The sequence below is a fragment of the Paenibacillus humicola genome, assembly GCF_028826105.1.
In the GTDB taxonomy this organism is placed as follows: domain Bacteria; phylum Bacillota; class Bacilli; order Paenibacillales; family Paenibacillaceae; genus Paenibacillus_Z; species Paenibacillus_Z humicola.
On record NZ_JAQGPL010000001.1, the window covers coordinates 2,656,944 to 2,672,729 of the forward strand.

Consider the following 15,786-nt stretch of genomic DNA (forward strand, 5'->3'; position numbering starts at 1 on the left):
CAGGGAGGCGCTAAAATGCCTGACGGGTTCGTAACGCGTTCTTTGGATGAAATCAGATTCTGGTCGAGGATCATGAAGGAGCATTCGTTATTTTTAAGATTGGGTTTCCGGGCGGAAGATACGGCATTGATCGACGAGGCGAATCGGTTTTATGCGATCTTTGAACAGATTGAAAGCAGAGCCAATGCCTTTACGGCCGGAGCCGATCCGAACGTAATCAGAAGGTTTAATGAAGAAGTCCATACCGCAGCTTCGAATATTTGGGTGTTCAAGCGAAAAGTGCTTGGCCTGATTCTCACGTGCAAGCTCCCGGGCGCCAACAATTTTCCTTTGCTGGTCGACCATGTGAGCAGGGAGGCGAACTACTTCAGAAACCGGCTGGAGGAATTGAATTTAGGACGATTGGAGCCACTGCCGGACGCCATCATTGACGAAAATGTATTTTTCCTCCGAATCATGGCCGATCATGCCAAATTTATTAGTCATTTGCTGGATCCTTCCGAACGGAAGCTGGTCGATCAAGCGAACAATTTCAGTCATGATTTCGACCAGCTGTTGTTTCAGGCGATCGATTTGGACTCGATGCGTCCGCAATCGCAGACGGTGCCTCTGCTCGACCAATTTCTTGATCAAAACCGAGTGTCGGTCAAGTCGCTTCGCGATTTTAAGAAAACGGCGCGCGATTTAATCGAAGCCTGCCGGATCAAGAGCATTATTCATCCGTTACTGGCCGATCATGTGTTCCGCGAGGCGGAGCGTTTCTTGTTCATCATCGACTGGTTCGAATACAGCCTGACGGGCAGGCCGGCGGAGACGCAAGCCATACAGGAGCATTGAGCCGATTAAGCTGCAAATGCACGATTAAGCCGCGAATTTGAGCGGCTTTTTGTTTGGTTGGCGGCAGCCCGGTCTTGCGTCCGGGCTGATCCCCGTCCGCCCGGGCCTGGCCGGCGACTCGGTCCTGTTATTCCCTCCAGGTCCCGGTCCGGTTCTCGATGAACGGCCTATTACTTGAGCTCGTCCCGGTGACGAACAGCGTAACATTCTTTGTCAACAGTTGTTGCCGCCCGGGCTTATCCGGTTTACACTTCCTATAGGAGGGGAAGACATGAAGCTGAACATCATGACATTTAATCTGCGAAATTCGAGAGCGGACGACGGCGCGCATGCGTGGCCGTTCAGAGTAAAGCGGGTTGCGGAGACTATTCGCGCGTACGAACCGCACATATTCGGCATTCAGGAAGGCTACCTCGACATGCTGGAGGAGCTGCAGCCGCTGCTGTCCGATTACGCATGGCTTGGGGAGGGCCGCGACGGCGGCACGGAAGGCGAATACTGCGCCATTTTTTATCGCAAGCAAGAGATGGAAATCGTGGAGCAGGGGCAGTTCTGGCTGTCCGAAACGCCGGAGCGGAAAGGCAGCATGGGCTGGGACGGCGCCTGTCCGCGGATATGCACCTGGGCGCATTTTCGTCTCGTCCGGGAGCCGGGACGGGAAATCTTCGTGTTTAACACGCATCTGGACCATGTCGGGCAGCAGGCCCGGGAGCAGGGCGCGCTTCTGATCCGGCAGGCGATGCAAAGGCAGGCGGCCGGCAGGCCGGCAGTGCTGATGGGCGACTTCAATGCGGCTCCGGACAACAGCGCCGTGCGGTTTTGGAGCGGTGAAGCGGAAATCGGCGGCGAGCGGGCATCGATGACCGATGCGTATTCGGCGCTGGAAGGCCCGCCCGGACGAACGTATCACGATTTTCGCGGAGGCGTCGACGGGGAGCCGATCGATTACATTTTTGCGAGCGAAGAATTGAAGGTAACGGAGGTACGGGTGGACCGAAGAACGGTGGACGGCGGCTTTCCGTCCGATCACTATCCGGTCGTTGCGGGCATCGCGATCGATTAGGCAGATATCACCCCATCAAAATTTTCGCGTATTGGCTCCTGGAATCAGGAGCTTTTTTTCGTTCAGCCGGGATAGCCGAATCGGCCGGATATTTCCGCGGAAATGCTGGTCAGCATCTCCCCGATCTCGGTCACGCGCTCATCCGACAGCCGCCATTTCGGACAGGAAACGCTGAAGGAAGCAATCGGCTCCTTCAAATGATTCAGGATCGGCGCCGCCACGCAGCGGACCTCGCTCTCGTGCTCGCAGTTGTCGACCGCATATCCTCGCGAGCGGATATGCTCCAATTCCTCGAGCAGGGCGCTCCGGGAAACGATCGTCTGCGGCGTAAACGGCGTCATGCCCTCTGCGACGACGGCGTCGACGAGGGACGCCGGCGAGTAGGCGAGAATCGCTTTGCCGACGCCCGTGCAGTACATCGGGTTGCGCAGCCCGATTTCGGAATGCATCCGGATCGTTTTGGACGATTCGACTTTATCGATATACACGACGCGGAGCCCGTCGCGCACGACAAGGTGAATCGTTTCGCCGACCCGGTCGGCGATTTTGCGCAAATACGGGGACACGGTGTCGCGGATGGACATCGGCTTCAACGCAAGGGTGGACAGGCGAAGAGCATAAATACCGATCCGGTAGCGCTCCGAGAACGGGTCCTGCTCCACCAGGCCATACTGCTGGAAAGCGGCCAAATGCTTGCAGACGCTGCTCGGGCTTTCCCCGGATTTCGCCGAAATGCGGCTGACGGAAGCGCCTTCCGGGCTGTCGTCGCACAAATCGGCCAGCGCCTGCAGCACGCGCAGCGCTTTGACCACCGTAGAGGAGGCGACTTTATCCTTGGACGATTTGGCCGCGATGCGTCGAGTCATGGGGGTTCCCTCCGGATAAGAAATAAAATTTCCGATAACGAAAGATTTTACCGCTATTTTATAACCCGGCGGCGGAAACAGTCAAATCCTGTCTATAAAAACAATTGACAGAAGATTCAATTATCCCCTACACTTAAGCCATAAATTCGGAAACATAATTTCTAATATAGAAATGAAAGCGGTGATCATCCCTGATTATTTCCGATGTAGAGACGTTTATTGTCGGCAATCCGTGGAAGAACTGGCTGTTCGTGAAGCTCCATACGAAGGAGGGCGTATACGGCATCGGCGAAGGCACGCTGAACGGCTTCGCGAAGACGGTCGAAGCGGCCGTTCACGAGCTGAAACATCTGTTTATCGGCCGCAGCGCCTTCGACGTGGAGACGATTTCGCTGAAAATGATCCGCGACGTCTATTCGGACGGCGGGCAAATTCAAGGCTCGGCGCTGGCCGCGATTGAAACCGCTTGCTGGGATATTATCGGCAAGGCATCCGGCCAGCCGCTTTATAAGCTGCTTGGCGGCCAATGCCACGACAAGCTGCGCTGCTACGCGAACGGCTGGTACCGCGGCCCGCGCACGCCGGAAAGCTTTTACGAGAAAGCCAGGATTGTCGTCGAAAAGGGCTATACGGCACTCAAGTTCGATCCGTTCGGCAGCGCCTGGCGGACGGTGGACCGGAAAGATTTCAGGCTCGCGCTTGACATTATCGCGGCCGTTCGCGACGCGGTCGGACCGGACACGGATATTCTGATCGAAGGCCACAACCGCTTCAGTGTCCATACAGCGCTGCAGTTCGCCGAAGCGATGCTGCCCTATAACCCGACCTGGTTCGAGGCGCCCGTGCCTCCGCACAACGTATCCTCCATGGTGGAGGTGGCGAGGCGGAGCCCCGTGCCGGTCGCCTGCGGGGAGGATTACTACTGCCGCGAGCAGTTCGCCGAGCTGATGAAGCACGAAGCCGTACATATCGTCCAGCTCGAACCGCAGTTTCTCGGCATTTCGGCCTCCAAGCAAATTTGCGGCATGGTTCACGCTCACAATGGCGTTATTGCGCCGCACAGCGCGCAGGGGCCGCTCTGCTCCGTCGTCTGCGCCCATCTCAATATGGCAACGCCGAACTTCTACCTGCACGAAATCTTCGACGAATTCAATGAGCCGTGGGAGGAAGATGTGCTGGAGCCTGCGTGCAGGGTCGAACGCGGATACATCAAGCCTCCGGAAGGGCCGGGTCTCGGCGTCGATCTGAACCTGGAAGAGATCGCCAAGCATCCCTATCATCCGGGCCATTACCTTCCGCTCTTCAAGCAGGGCTGGGAGAAAAGGTCGGGGCTTGAAAATGAGGCGTAAGCCCGGCGGGCAGCGGCTTTGCAGCTTTAAAATACGCAATGGAGGTACGCCATGAAAGCACTGGTATACGAAGGGCCGAGAACCATGACGATCCGTGATGCGCCGATTCCGGAACCGGCCGCGGACGAGGTGCTGATCCGCGTCGCGCACGCGGGAATTTGCGGCTCCGAGCTGGGCGGGTATCTCGGCCATAATTCCCTGCGCAAGCCGCCGCTCATCATGGGGCACGAATTTTCCGGCACGGTCGAGCGCGCCGGCCGAGACGTAAGCCGTCTTCGCGCGGGCGACCGGGTGACCGCCAACCCTCTGGTCACCTGCGGCAAATGCTTCGCCTGCACGACGGGCTCGGCACAGCTTTGCGCGGAGCGCAAGCTGCTCGGCGCGCACCTTCCGGGCGCGTTCGCCGAATATGTCGTTGCGCCGGAGCGCAATGTCTTTCCGCTGGAGGCCCATGTTTCGATGGAGGAAGGCGCTTACACCGAGCCGTTCGCCTGCGCGGTACACATTTGCAGCCTGCTCCGTCCGCACCCGGGCGACAGGCTGCTGATCGTGGGAGCGGGGCCGATCGGGCTGCTGGCACTGCAGGCACTGCGCATCTTCGGCGTGGAGGACGTGACCGTCGTCGATCTCAACGAAGAACGGCTCGAAATTGCGCGGGAGCTCGGCGCACGGACTTCGACCCGGACCGGTGACGCCGGCGCGTTCGACGCCGCGGTCGACGCAGTCGGAGCGCAGGCAACCCGCACCGCTTGCGCCCTCGCGGTCAGGCCCGGAGGCAGCGTCGTTTTCACCGGCCTGCACGAAGCCGAGAGCCGGCTGCCGATCAACGACATGATCCGCAGCGAAATCCGGACCTGCGGCGCGTTCGCTTACAGTCCGGCGGATTTCACCGACGCGCAGCGGTGGATCGCGCAGGGTAAGGTGCAGCTTGCGCCGTGGACCAGCATCGTGCCGCTGAAAGAAGGAGGCGCAAGCTTCGATAAGCTGATCGGCAATCCGGGCAAAACGGCGAAAATTTTGCTGGTACCCGGAGGCTGACGTCAAACGGAAGGACGAAACGGAAAAACGAAGAACGGAAAACGGAAAATTCGCGAAAGAAGGAGGCATCGGCATGCTGATCGATTTGAACGGTAAAACGGCAGTCGTCACAGGCGCCGGCAGAGGAATCGGAAAAGAAATCGCCCGCACGCTCGCCCGCGAGGGCGTAATCGTCGCAATGCTCGACAATCATTCGTCCCTGGTGCAGGAGGCTGCGGGGGAGCTGACCGGCGAAGGCTTGCAGGCACTGCCGTACGAATGCGACGTACGGGATTTTGTCCGAATTGAAGAGGTCGTCGCGGATGTGGCGCTGAAGCAGGGCGGCATTGACATCCTTGTCAACAACGCGGGCGTTGCGGGCGGCGGGCCCGTGGAGACGCTGAAGGAGGACATGTGGGACCTTAACATGGACGTCAACGTGAAAGGTACGTTCCTCATGTGTAAGGCGGTCGCACCGATCATGAAGCGCCGTCGTTCGGGGAGAATCATCAACGCGGCCTCGTTCGCAGCCATCGTCCCTTCGTACGGCAGCGCTGCCTACGCCGCCTCGAAATCGGCCGTCCACCAGTTCACGCGCGTTCTGGCAGGTGAGCTCGGACCGTGGAATATTACGGTGAACTGCTATGCGCCGGGGATGATTCCGACCGACATGAACCATTTTGCGGAACAGCCGCCGGAACGCCAGGAACGGCTGCTCGATACGCTCACCCTCCGGCATTGGGGGGAAAAGGACGATGTGGCGCATTTGATCTGCTTCCTCGCGTCCGACTTTGCCGGCTACATTACCGGCACGATGATCGATGTGAGCGGCGGCAAGCTCGCAACCCAGATTCCGAGAGTTGCTTACGAGGCCGCCGTCAAAGCCGGTGCCCACGAGTTCTGATCTTTCAGTAGACGATTTTCGAAAGGGGGAAAGACGTATGTCCGGCATGGGCCTTAATTTTGACGGGAAAACGGTGCTTGTCACCGGCGGCTCCAAAGGGATCGGGCGTGCGATCGTAAGCCATTTCGTCCGGCTTGGCGCCCGGGCGGTGATCGCCGATCTGGACGAGAACGGCGAAGAGCTTGCCGCCGAGTGGGGGCGGGAAGGCCGCACGGTCCGTTTTGTCCGCTGCGACGTCTCCTCCGCGGAGCAGGCGGAGAGCGCCGTCCGCCGGGCGGAGCAGGAATTCGGCGGCGTGGACGTTCTGGTCAACAATGCGGGCATTTTTCCCAGAGCCGATCTGCTCGGCACCGACGGGCCGTTCTGGGATAAGGTGCTCGGCGTCAATCTGAAGGGTGCTTATCAGATGTGCCAGGCGGCGGTCCCCGGCATGATCCGGCGAGGCGGCGGCAGCATCGTCAATATCGGCTCCCTTCATGCCTCGCGCGGACAGGAGAATACGATGGCGTACGCCGTCTCCAAAGGCGGCATCATCACGTTAACGCGCAACCTGGCCTTCGCCCTGGCGAAGCACCGCATTCGCGTCAACTGCGTAAATCCGGGCTGGGTGCTGTCCGACGGCGAATACGAACGATTGAAAACGACGACGGGTAAAGACCGGGAAGAGCTCGAAAGCATGGGCGGCAGCATGCCGCTCGGCAGAATGCAGACCGGGGAGGACATCGCCGGCGCGGTCGTGTTTATGGCGTCGGACATGGCCGAGCAGATTACCGGTCAGACGCTGTCGGTCGACGGCGGAGGCAGTTTACGCTGATCGAAACGGTAAGGACCGCGGCGTCGATGAAGCGGGTTTGTTCCGGAGAGCCGGTTATAGTACAATAGCGTCGGGCACCCGTTGCCGGAACATTCCAATTGCGTAAAAGAGGAACCGAAATCATGCACGTACCTGCAGCTGAACCGTTTCTGGAAACGCTTCATCAGGACATCGAAAACCGCCTGCTCCCGCTTGGCTTCCGCACCGTGAGGCGGCAGTTCACGCCGCAGCCTCCGGGCTGGTACGCCGTGTTCGATAGTCCGGGCCATATCGTCCGCTTCATCTGGGACGGCAAAGACGGCCGGCTAATGCTCCGGGTCTATGCCAAACGAAAATGGATGATGAAGCTGGCGAAAGCGATGCTCGGCAGGAGCGACGAGGAGAAGCTTGCCGGCGAGCTTCTGCTGTCGCGGAACGAATTGGCCGGGCTCGAAGAGGAGCAGGTGATCGAAAAATGCGCGGACCTGCTCAAGCGGCATCTCACCGCCTGACTTTTGCCTGTATGACGGACTTGCAAAACCATCATAATACAGGTTGGAAGGAGGTGCCCCATGAATATCATGGACGGAATGGACGCGGCCCGCTTCAAATCCGGAAATCCGCACGACAAGACCGAAGCGAAAAAAGCCGAGAAGGACCGCAAGGAACAGCCGAACCCGGTGTTGCGGGATTTCAACAACAAATAAACCGTATCAGCGAAGACGACGGCGGACGCCTGCAACCGAAGGGAGTCCGCCGTCTTTCATGCTCCGGTATTTGCCATGGTCCGGCATATTTATTTAGGTTCCCCCCCGGGGGCCGCGATTTGGATGGGAAACGGCTTCGAAGGCCGGCGTCCCTGCAAGGATCGTCAAAGAAGGCAAAAAAGTACGGCTCTTCCCGGAGCTGCGGCAAGAAAGTGAAATTGCCGGAAAACGGCAAATGCGTTAACGTTAGGTTCGGCATTCCAAGGAATACGCAAACGCTTTCACCGGTAAAGGAGGCTCTTATCGTGATCATTTATCTCGCCGGCGATTCGACCATGGCCGACTACCCGCCGGAGCAGGCGCCGATGGCCGGATGGGGTCAAATGCTCGGCCGGCTCATTACGGGCGGAGCTGCGGTCCGGAATGAAGCCAGATGCGGCAGAAGCTCCAAAAGCTTCATCCGGGAAGGGCATTTCACGCGAATTACCGCCAGCATAGGAAAAGGCGATTATTTGTTCATCCAGTTCGGCCATAACGACGAAAAACCGGGCGGCACCGAGCCTTTCACCACGTTTCAGGCGCATTTAAGACAGTATGTCGATGCAGCGCGTCAGAGCGAGGCGGAACCGGTCCTGTTCACCCCGGTGGAGAGGCGGCGCTTCGACGGCAGCGGCAAATTGGCGCCGACGCACGGCCATTATCCCGCTGCGGTGCGTGAGCTTGCCGCGGCGATGCAGGTGCCGCTGATCGATCTTACCGCGGCGACCGGCGAGCTGTACCGGGAGCTCGGCCCGGAAGCGTCCAAGCGGCTGTTCGTCTGGCTGAAGCCGGGCGAGCATGCGAACTACCCGGACGGGGCGGAGGACAACACGCATTTTAACGAAACGGGCGCGGTGGAGGTCGCACGGCTGGCGGTCCGGCATATCGCCGCGGCCGGTCTGCCATTGGCGGCTTTTTTCAGAAATAAGCAAGTACGGTAGCCGGCCGGTACGTTCCCGGGGAAGAAGCCGGCCTCGCCGAAAGGCCGGAGCCGGCCGTTTCTCCCCGGCGATTTCAACATTATTGGATCAAGGCAGGGAGGATAATACGATCATGCCAGCGCTGGTCATGGATGAACAAACGATTCGCGGTGCGATCGACCGCATCGTTACCCGCACGTTTCAGATGGATTTTACCTGGGATTGGCCGGCAGGCGTCGCCTTCTACGGCGTCAGCCAGGCTTATGCGGCAACCCGCAGCGAGCGGTATCTTGAGGCTTTGCGGGACTGGGTGGACCGGCAGCTCGAGGAAGGGATCCCGAAGCTGACCGTCAATGCGGTATCGATCGGCCACACGCTGATCGCCCTGTACACCGAAACGGGGAACGAAGTTTATTTGGAAACGGCGGTGCAAATGGCGGAATTTCTGAAGCACGAGGCCGTCCGTTTCGGGGAAGGCATTTTTCAGCACACGGTATCCCAAAATTTCAGCTTCCCGGAGCAGGCCTGGGTGGATACGATGTTTATGGCGGGCTATTTTCTCCTCCGCATGGGGACGCTGCTCCGGCGCGACGATTATATGGAGGACGGGCTGCTCCAATATCACGGGCACGAACGTCTCCTGCAGGATCCGGTGACCAATCTGTATTATCACGGCTGGGACAACCTGGCAGGCCATCATATGTCGGGTTTCTTCTGGGCGAGAGGCAACGCATGGGCCGCCTTCACGATGGCGCAGGCGCTGAAAGAGGTCGCGGTCGACCATCCGTCGTTTATGACCATCCACGATTCGCTGCGCGACCAGCTGAGCGCGCTGGTTCGGCTCCAGTCGCCGGACGGCCTTTGGCATACGGTGCTGGACGACGGCGGCTCGTATACGGAGACGTCGGGTTCGGCCGGAATCGCCGCGGCGCTCGTGCTGTTTAACGAAGCGATCGGCAGCCCTCTCTACAATCCTTTTATCCAGAAGTCCATCACCGGCGTGCTGAGCAAAATAGCGGACAACGGCACCGTAACGGAGGTATCCGCGGGGACGGCGGTCATGAAGGACCGGGACGGCTACCGGAATACGCCCAATAAGCGGATTCAGGGCTGGGGCCAGGGGCTGGCTCTGGCGTTCCTGTCTTCGCTGCTAACCTATAAACTGAAATGATTCGATAAGGAGTGTGAACATTGTGCCGAAAATACTGCTCGCTTTTCCCGGAGGAAAGCACAAGGTGCTGACGATGAGCTACGACGACGGACAAGCCGCCGACCGGAGGCTGGTCGACATTTTCAACCGGCATGGGATTAAAGGAACGTTCCATCTGAATTCCGGCCTGCTCGGGGAAGGCAGCCGCATTCCGGCCGAAGAAGTTGCCGCGCTGTACGCCGGACACGAGGTGTCCGCGCATACGCTCACGCATCCGACGATCGCCAGGTCGCCCAAGGAGCAGCTGGTGGAGGAAATCATGGAGGACCGCAAGCGGCTCGAGCGCCTCGTCGGTTATACGGTCAGGGGCTTGTCCTACCCGAACGGCTCCTTTACCCGCGAGATCAAGGCGATGCTCCCTTTCTTGGGCATCGAGTATGCTCGGGCCGTGAAGGGCACGGGACAATTCGGCATGCCGGATGATTTGTACGAATGGCAGCCTACCTGTCACCATAACCACCAACTGATACAGACCGCGGACGATTTCGCCAAGCTGAACAAAACCCAATATTTATATATGCTGTATGTCTGGGGGCACAGCTATGAATTCGACCGCGACGAAAATTGGGGGATCATCGAGGAGTTTAGCCGGTTTATCGGCGGTCGTGACGACATCTGGTACGCGACCAACCTGGAAATCGTCGATTATATGAAGGCGTTCAGGCAATTGAAATTCGCGGCAGACAGCCGCTTCGCGTTTAATCCGTCCGCCGAATCCGTCTGGCTGAAGGTCGACGGTGAGACGGTGGAGGTCCCGGGAGGACGTCAGGTTCAATTCGCTTAATTCCGGCAATCGGCGCCCGGACCTTTTTTCCGTGCAACCTTTTTGCGGCCGGCTTCGTCAGGTTGGTTGAAGCTTGGTATTCCATCGAAAGAGGTGTTCTGCATGAGAAAAAAATGGATGGCGGTATTCGGGACGGCAGCATTGGCGCTGGTGATCGGCAGTTCGGTGTATGCGGCAGGCGGAATCAAGCTGGTCGTCAACGGGCATTCGATCGTTTCGGGAACGGCGCCACGCATTATCGACGGCCATACGATGGTGCCGATCCGGACGGCCGCGGAAGCGCTCGGCGCGAACGTAAACTGGGACAACGGCACGAAAACGGTCACGATCGATACGCCGGCGGCATCCGGCGACACGAAGCAGCAAATTCAGCTGCTTCAGCAGGCGCTTGCCCCGGAATCGGCGGACGATGCCGTGAAATCGTGGGCGGAGTGGGTCAAAAACCGCAACGGCGCCGCGCAATATGCGCTGCTGTCGGCCGCGCTGCAAACCAAACTGGCGGATACCTATAAAGATATGAACTGGGTAACCGGACTGTCGAGCCCGTGGGTGGACAGCTATCAGGTGTCCGCCAGAACGGCGGGAGCAGGGGGCAGCATGAACTACACCGTGACGTTCAAGCTGAAAGACTCGACCGGCGATGCCGGCAGCGGCAGCGTAAACGTAACGGTCGGCTCCAAGGATGCGGGCTGGCTGATCAGCGGGCTGCAAATTGCGAGCGGCGCGGACGAATTGGGCGGAATCGTCATCGTTCCGGCGAAATAAGAACCCCATAGGCGTCTTCGTATGCGGCTGCGCGTTCCCTAACGGTGAATGCGTTTTAAGCCGCGGACGGGGACGCTTTTTTTTTTGCGTTTCGCACACGAGTCGTAAAAAACGATTATAGCGATAAAGGAAAACTTGAAGCGCGGCTGTCCGTGTTACAATAGGCAGATATCGGCCGAATGGAGGCGTTGTCGGAATGAGCTCAATCGAAATCCGCCGGATGACCGCTAATGACGTAGAAACGGTTTCTCGCGTCTTTCTCGAGCACGGCATACGAAGAACGATCGATGATGTGACGCAATGCTGGGAAGAGAATGCCGCAGGAAGCAGAATTACCTTCCTAGGCTTTTACGACGGCCGGTTTGCCGGCAGTCTGCATGTGCTCGCGAAATCGCATTATCCCTGGTTTGCGGAACAAGGCATTCCGGAGATCAACGATTTTAACGTCATTTCGCCGCTGCGCAGGCGCGGAATCGGCAATGCGCTGATGGAAGCCGCCGAAAGCTGCGCTTTCGAAACGCACGACATCGTCGGAATCGGCGTCGGGCTCTTCAAGGATTACGGCAGCGCGCAGCGCATGTATGCGGCACGGGGGTATATCCCCGACGGAAGAGGACTGATGTACAAACAGCAGCCCGCCGCTCCGGGGTCCTTCGTCCGCGTGGACGACGATTTAAATCTGTATTTTACAAAAGCAAAGCGTTAAAGCGGCGCTTTTTTGACGAAGCGGCGTACAGCTGGTATGTCGAGGATATCGCCGTGCAGCTTCATTATTTGGTATACGTTTACGGCGGCGAAGAAGGACCGCGATCCCGGGATGAGCAGGCATCCCTCCAGACAGGCACGCCTGTTCTTGCTATCGGGCAAGCCCATGTTTGACGGATATGAAAAAGCGAATAGTACACGCAAGCTTACATTTCCATAAAAGCAAACAAGCCTGTACCTTGTCTGCGCGTCGGCAGACAAAGTACAGGCTTGTTTTCGCCGCCAGGCTCGCCTCTTGGATAGAGGCGCCGGGAGCGGGTTCTCCTACGTTTTGCGGCCGATAGCCTGAATCGCTGAGCCGCAATGAGCGGCTCTTCTTCAAGCTTCCGGCTTCGGGTTGACGTAGATCGAAGGATGGCCGGCCAGGAAGCCTCCGTCGACGGCAAGCACGTGGCCGTTAATGAACGTCGCCCGGCCGGACGCGAGGAAGACGACGGCATCGGCGATTTCGCCCGGCGAGCCAAGCCGGTTCTGCGGCGTTTTGTCGACGATCCGCTGCTGAAAGTCCGGCTGAAGCAGCACGTCCTTGGACATTTCCGTGACGATATAGCCCGGACTGACGCCGTTCACCCGAATGTTGTATTTGCCCCATTCCACGGCAAGCAGTTTGGTATATTGGGCGAGCGCGGCTTTGGAAGCGGCGTAAGCGGACTGGTTGGGCGTCGTCACATGGGACATCATGGAGGTAATGTTGACGATGCTGCCGCTCCTGCGCTCGATCATATGCCGGCCGACCTCCTGGCACATGCGGTAGGCGCCGTTCAGATTGATATCGATCACGTTGAGCCACTGCTCTTCGGGATAATCTTCGGCCGGGACGCGGTAATTGACGCCGGCGCAGTTCACGAGAATATCGATCTGCCCCCACCGCGACAGGCCAAACTGCACGAATTCGCGTACGCTCGCGCGGTCGCGGACATCCAGCGCCCGGCCGGCAAGAGCGGGGCTGCCTGCCTCCCGGACGAACGCGTGCAGCTCCTCCTCCGAACGGCTGCCGACGAGTACATTTGCGCCTTCGGCGAGCAGCGCCAGCGCGATATGCTTGCCGATTCCGCGGCTGCCCCCTGAGACGAGGGCCGTTTTATTTTTCAAATCAAACATCGTTGCAGCTCCTTACGGTTCATATTTTCCTATGATTTAGAACGCTGCGGTCAGGAGTAACCGGATAACCCGCAATGCCCGGGGTTGCCCGCCGATCGCATTTCGAATAAGTTCGGGATGAAAAATGAAACTTGTCCTGAACCGCATAGCGACAAGCCTCTTGGTAAGCATCGGCTTTGGCATCGCTTTCATGGCTTGCTCTTGATTATAGCGCTTTCCGCGGGTTTTGGTAAGGGCCGCAAGGCTTCCCTCCAGCAAAGTAACAAATCCTCACGCCCAAGCACACGAAATCGAAACCGAATGCTTTACATCCCAACAATCGGTAAAAGCGCCCGCTATATTATACCGATGATTTTCCCGAATAGTGGGAAAGCAATAAATTTTACCGCCAATATACCGTTATTTGAGAAAAGTAATCCGGGGCAGGCTTTCAATCGCTAAGATGTATTATATAATCTGCCTCCCGCCGATTCATGATTTCTGTTAATCTTACGCTAGGGAAAAAAATATGCCGCAATTAGTGCTCATTGTGAATTCATCCTTATTAATGCCATTAAGCAATTTAATTAAGGGGGTTAATTATGGACTTCGACATCCGCTTACTCCATCCTTCGGATGCGGAAATTTGCCGCGAGCTGCGGCTGCGGTCCCTGAAGGAAAACCCCGAAGCGTTCCTGACGACGTTCGAGGTTGAACGGGAGAAACCGCTGGAACGGTTCCGGGAAAATTTAACGGTGACGGATGACCGGTTCACGCTGGGCGCTTTTATCGGAGACGAGCTGGCCGGGATGGTGACGTTCGTCCGGGAGGCGCCTTTGAAAGCGAGGCATAAGGGCAGCGTTCTGGCGATGTACGTAGCTCCCGAACGGCGGGGAAAAGGTATCGGCGCCGCCCTGATCAGGGAGCTGGCTGCAAGAGTCAGGCGGCTCGGCGGGGTCGAGCAGCTCAATCTCTCCGTCATTTCGGACAACGAAGCCGCCAAACGGCTGTATGCGGCCGCCGGATTCGCCGTGTACGGTCACGAGCCCCGTTCCCTGAAGGCCGGGAATCAATACTGGGACGAGGATTATATGGTTCTTCGGCTCACTTAAACATGACGACATTTCATGCCGGACGATCGGCTTCGACAAGAACCGCCAGCAACCGTCAGGCGGTTTGTGGTATGCTTGGAAAGCGCTTTCCAACATTCGCGAGGACCGGCAGCCGGCTTTGGCGGCTGCAAATTCACGAACATTCGGATTCCTTGCCGCAAGGAAAAAACGAGTAAAGGGATGATGGTTCGAATGGCTAAATTCGCCTTCATTGGCGCCGGCAGCATGGTGTTTACGAAAAATCTGGTCCGGGATCTGCTGACCTTTCCCGCTTTTGCCGACTGCACGATTTCGCTCATGGACGTCGACGAGGTTCGTCTCGAATACGCGAAGCAAATGGTGCAGCGCATCATTGCGGAAGGCGGCTATCCGGCGGTGGTCGAGGCCACGACCGACCGTGCCCGGGCGCTGGATGGCGCCAGCGGCGTGCTCTGCACGATTTTGTCCCATGACGTCGATGTATGGCGGTCCGATCTGGAAATTCCGATGAAATACGGCGTCGATATCAACATCGGCGATACGCGGGGACCGTCGGGCATTTTCCGGTTTTTGCGGACGCTGCCGGTGATGCTGGACATTTGCCGGGACATTGAACAATATTGCCCGGACGCCATTTTCCTGAACTACACGAATCCGATGGCGATGCTTTGCCGCGTCATGCAGAGCGAAACGAAGGTCAACGTCACCGGATTGTGCCACAGCGTCCAGGGCACCGCGGCTATGCTTGCCCGCTGGATCGGCGCTCCGTTCGAGGAAATCACGTACGTTTGCGCCGGCATCAATCATCAGGCTTTTTACCTGGATTACAAATGGAACGGCAAGGATGCGTATCCGCTGATTCGGGAGGCGGTCGAGAACCGGCCAGAAATTTACAACGAGGAGCAGGTGCGCAACGAAATGTTCCTGCACCTGGATTATTATGTGACCGAATCGAGCGGACACAACTCGGAATATAACGCCTGGTTCCGCAAACGGCCCGACCTGATCGAGAAATACTGCACGCACGGCACCGGCTGGAACCCCGGCCTTCATGCGCTCGGGCTCCGCAATCGCGACGCGCGCAAGAAGAACTGGACGAAACAGCTGGAGGAGTGGCGGGACGCGCCGATCAGCCTGGAGCGGGGAAGCGAATATGCCTCTTACATCTTCAACGCGGTATTCGGCGACCATACGATGTTCGAGTTTAACGGCAACGTCCGCAATTTCGGCTTGATCGACAATTTGCCGAAGGGCTGCTGCGTCGAGGTTCCCGTGCTCGCTTCGAAGCGCGGGCTCAGCCCGATGCATGTCGGGCCGCTTCCGCCTCAGCTGGCGCTGCTTGTCAATACGAGCGCGGGGATCGAGGAGCTGGCGATCGAAGGCGCCCTGACCGGCGATCCGCGGAAAATTTTTCAGGCGATCTGCTACGATCCGCTGACATCCGCCGTCCTCAGCCTGGCCGAAATCAAATCGATGGTGGACGAGATGTTCGAGGCGAACAAGGAGGTGCTGCCGCAGTTCGGACATTCGCTCCGGTTTGCGGTCAAATAACCAGGAAGACGGGAGCCGCGCTTGTATACGTATAACCCCGGCTTT

Annotated in this window: 17 protein-coding genes; 15 read left to right on the forward strand and 2 right to left on the reverse strand. The window is 58.2% G+C overall.

Going from position 1 to position 15,786, the window contains the following annotated elements; translation table 11 throughout:
- Nucleotides 1–15: 15 nt before the first annotated feature.
- Together PD282_RS12310 and PD282_RS12315 are read left to right on the forward strand one after the other, a co-directional pair.
- The gene (locus PD282_RS12310) at nt 16–837 is read left to right on the forward strand and encodes a DUF2935 domain-containing protein (protein ID WP_274650968.1); all 822 of its coding nucleotides are present in this window, start codon (nt 16–18) and stop codon (nt 835–837) included.
- Nucleotides 838–1,108: 271 nt separating this feature from the next.
- The gene (locus PD282_RS12315) at nt 1,109–1,900 is read left to right on the forward strand and encodes an endonuclease/exonuclease/phosphatase family protein (RefSeq protein WP_274650969.1); all 792 of its coding nucleotides are present in this window, start codon (nt 1,109–1,111) and stop codon (nt 1,898–1,900) included.
- Nucleotides 1,901–1,962: 62 nt separating this feature from the next.
- Here PD282_RS12315 and PD282_RS12320 read toward each other — a convergent pair whose 3' ends face one another.
- The gene (locus PD282_RS12320) at nt 1,963–2,766 is read right to left on the reverse strand and encodes an IclR family transcriptional regulator (protein WP_274650970.1); all 804 of its coding nucleotides are present in this window, start codon (nt 2,764–2,766) and stop codon (nt 1,963–1,965) included.
- 251 nt (nt 2,767–3,017) lie between these two features.
- Here PD282_RS12320 and PD282_RS12325 point away from each other — a divergent pair, with 251 nt between their 5' ends.
- The 11 genes from PD282_RS12325 to PD282_RS12375 all read left to right on the forward strand — a co-directional run bounded on the left by PD282_RS12325 (nt 3,018) and on the right by PD282_RS12375 (nt 11,960).
- Nucleotides 3,018–4,115 (forward strand): mandelate racemase/muconate lactonizing enzyme family protein, encoded by a 1,098-nt coding sequence (locus tag PD282_RS12325; protein WP_274650971.1) that lies wholly within the window; start codon nt 3,018–3,020, stop codon nt 4,113–4,115.
- A 51-nt stretch (nt 4,116–4,166) separates the two neighbouring features.
- A complete protein-coding gene (locus PD282_RS12330; protein ID WP_274650972.1) occupies nt 4,167–5,153 on the forward strand; it encodes a galactitol-1-phosphate 5-dehydrogenase in 987 nt (328 codons plus the stop codon).
- Between the two features lie 73 nt (nt 5,154–5,226).
- Nucleotides 5,227–6,036, forward strand: coding sequence for an SDR family NAD(P)-dependent oxidoreductase (locus PD282_RS12335; protein ID WP_274650973.1), 810 nt, complete (start codon nt 5,227–5,229; stop codon nt 6,034–6,036).
- A gap of 37 nt (nt 6,037–6,073) precedes the next feature.
- Nucleotides 6,074–6,850, forward strand: coding sequence for an SDR family NAD(P)-dependent oxidoreductase (locus PD282_RS12340; protein WP_274650974.1), 777 nt, complete (start codon nt 6,074–6,076; stop codon nt 6,848–6,850).
- Nucleotides 6,851–6,972: 122 nt separating this feature from the next.
- Nucleotides 6,973–7,341 carry a hypothetical protein gene (locus PD282_RS12345; protein ID WP_274650975.1) on the forward strand — a complete coding sequence of 123 codons (369 nt, stop codon included), beginning with the start codon at nt 6,973–6,975 and terminating at the stop codon, nt 7,339–7,341.
- 60 nt (nt 7,342–7,401) lie between these two features.
- Nucleotides 7,402–7,536, forward strand: a complete 135-nt coding sequence (locus PD282_RS12350) for a hypothetical protein (RefSeq protein WP_274650976.1) — start codon at nt 7,402–7,404, stop codon at nt 7,534–7,536.
- Between the two features lie 305 nt (nt 7,537–7,841).
- On the forward strand, nt 7,842–8,516 hold the full coding sequence (locus tag PD282_RS12355) for a rhamnogalacturonan acetylesterase (protein WP_338045182.1): 675 nt from the start codon (nt 7,842–7,844) through the stop codon (nt 8,514–8,516).
- A gap of 112 nt (nt 8,517–8,628) precedes the next feature.
- On the forward strand, nt 8,629–9,666 hold the full coding sequence (locus PD282_RS12360; RefSeq protein WP_274650977.1) for a glycoside hydrolase family 88/105 protein: 1,038 nt from the start codon (nt 8,629–8,631) through the stop codon (nt 9,664–9,666).
- Nucleotides 9,667–9,688: 22 nt separating this feature from the next.
- On the forward strand, nt 9,689–10,489 hold the full coding sequence (locus PD282_RS12365) for a polysaccharide deacetylase family protein (RefSeq protein WP_274650978.1): 801 nt from the start codon (nt 9,689–9,691) through the stop codon (nt 10,487–10,489).
- 102 nt (nt 10,490–10,591) lie between these two features.
- Nucleotides 10,592–11,254, forward strand: coding sequence for a copper amine oxidase N-terminal domain-containing protein (locus PD282_RS12370; RefSeq protein WP_274650979.1), 663 nt, complete (start codon nt 10,592–10,594; stop codon nt 11,252–11,254).
- 196 nt (nt 11,255–11,450) lie between these two features.
- Entirely contained in the window at nt 11,451–11,960 is a 510-nt protein-coding gene (locus PD282_RS12375; RefSeq protein ID WP_274650980.1) for a GNAT family N-acetyltransferase, read from the forward strand.
- 377 nt (nt 11,961–12,337) lie between these two features.
- Here PD282_RS12375 and PD282_RS12380 read toward each other — a convergent pair whose 3' ends face one another.
- Nucleotides 12,338–13,120 carry an SDR family NAD(P)-dependent oxidoreductase gene (locus PD282_RS12380; RefSeq protein WP_274650981.1) on the reverse strand — a complete coding sequence of 261 codons (783 nt, stop codon included), beginning with the start codon at nt 13,118–13,120 and terminating at the stop codon, nt 12,338–12,340.
- Nucleotides 13,121–13,701: 581 nt separating this feature from the next.
- Here PD282_RS12380 and PD282_RS12385 point away from each other — a divergent pair.
- Nucleotides 13,702–14,211, forward strand: coding sequence for a GNAT family N-acetyltransferase (locus PD282_RS12385; protein ID WP_274650982.1), 510 nt, complete (start codon nt 13,702–13,704; stop codon nt 14,209–14,211).
- 192 nt (nt 14,212–14,403) lie between these two features.
- A complete protein-coding gene (gene melA, locus PD282_RS12390) occupies nt 14,404–15,741 on the forward strand; it encodes an alpha-galactosidase (RefSeq protein WP_274650983.1) in 1,338 nt (445 codons plus the stop codon).
- Nucleotides 15,742–15,786: the final 45 nt, after the last annotated feature.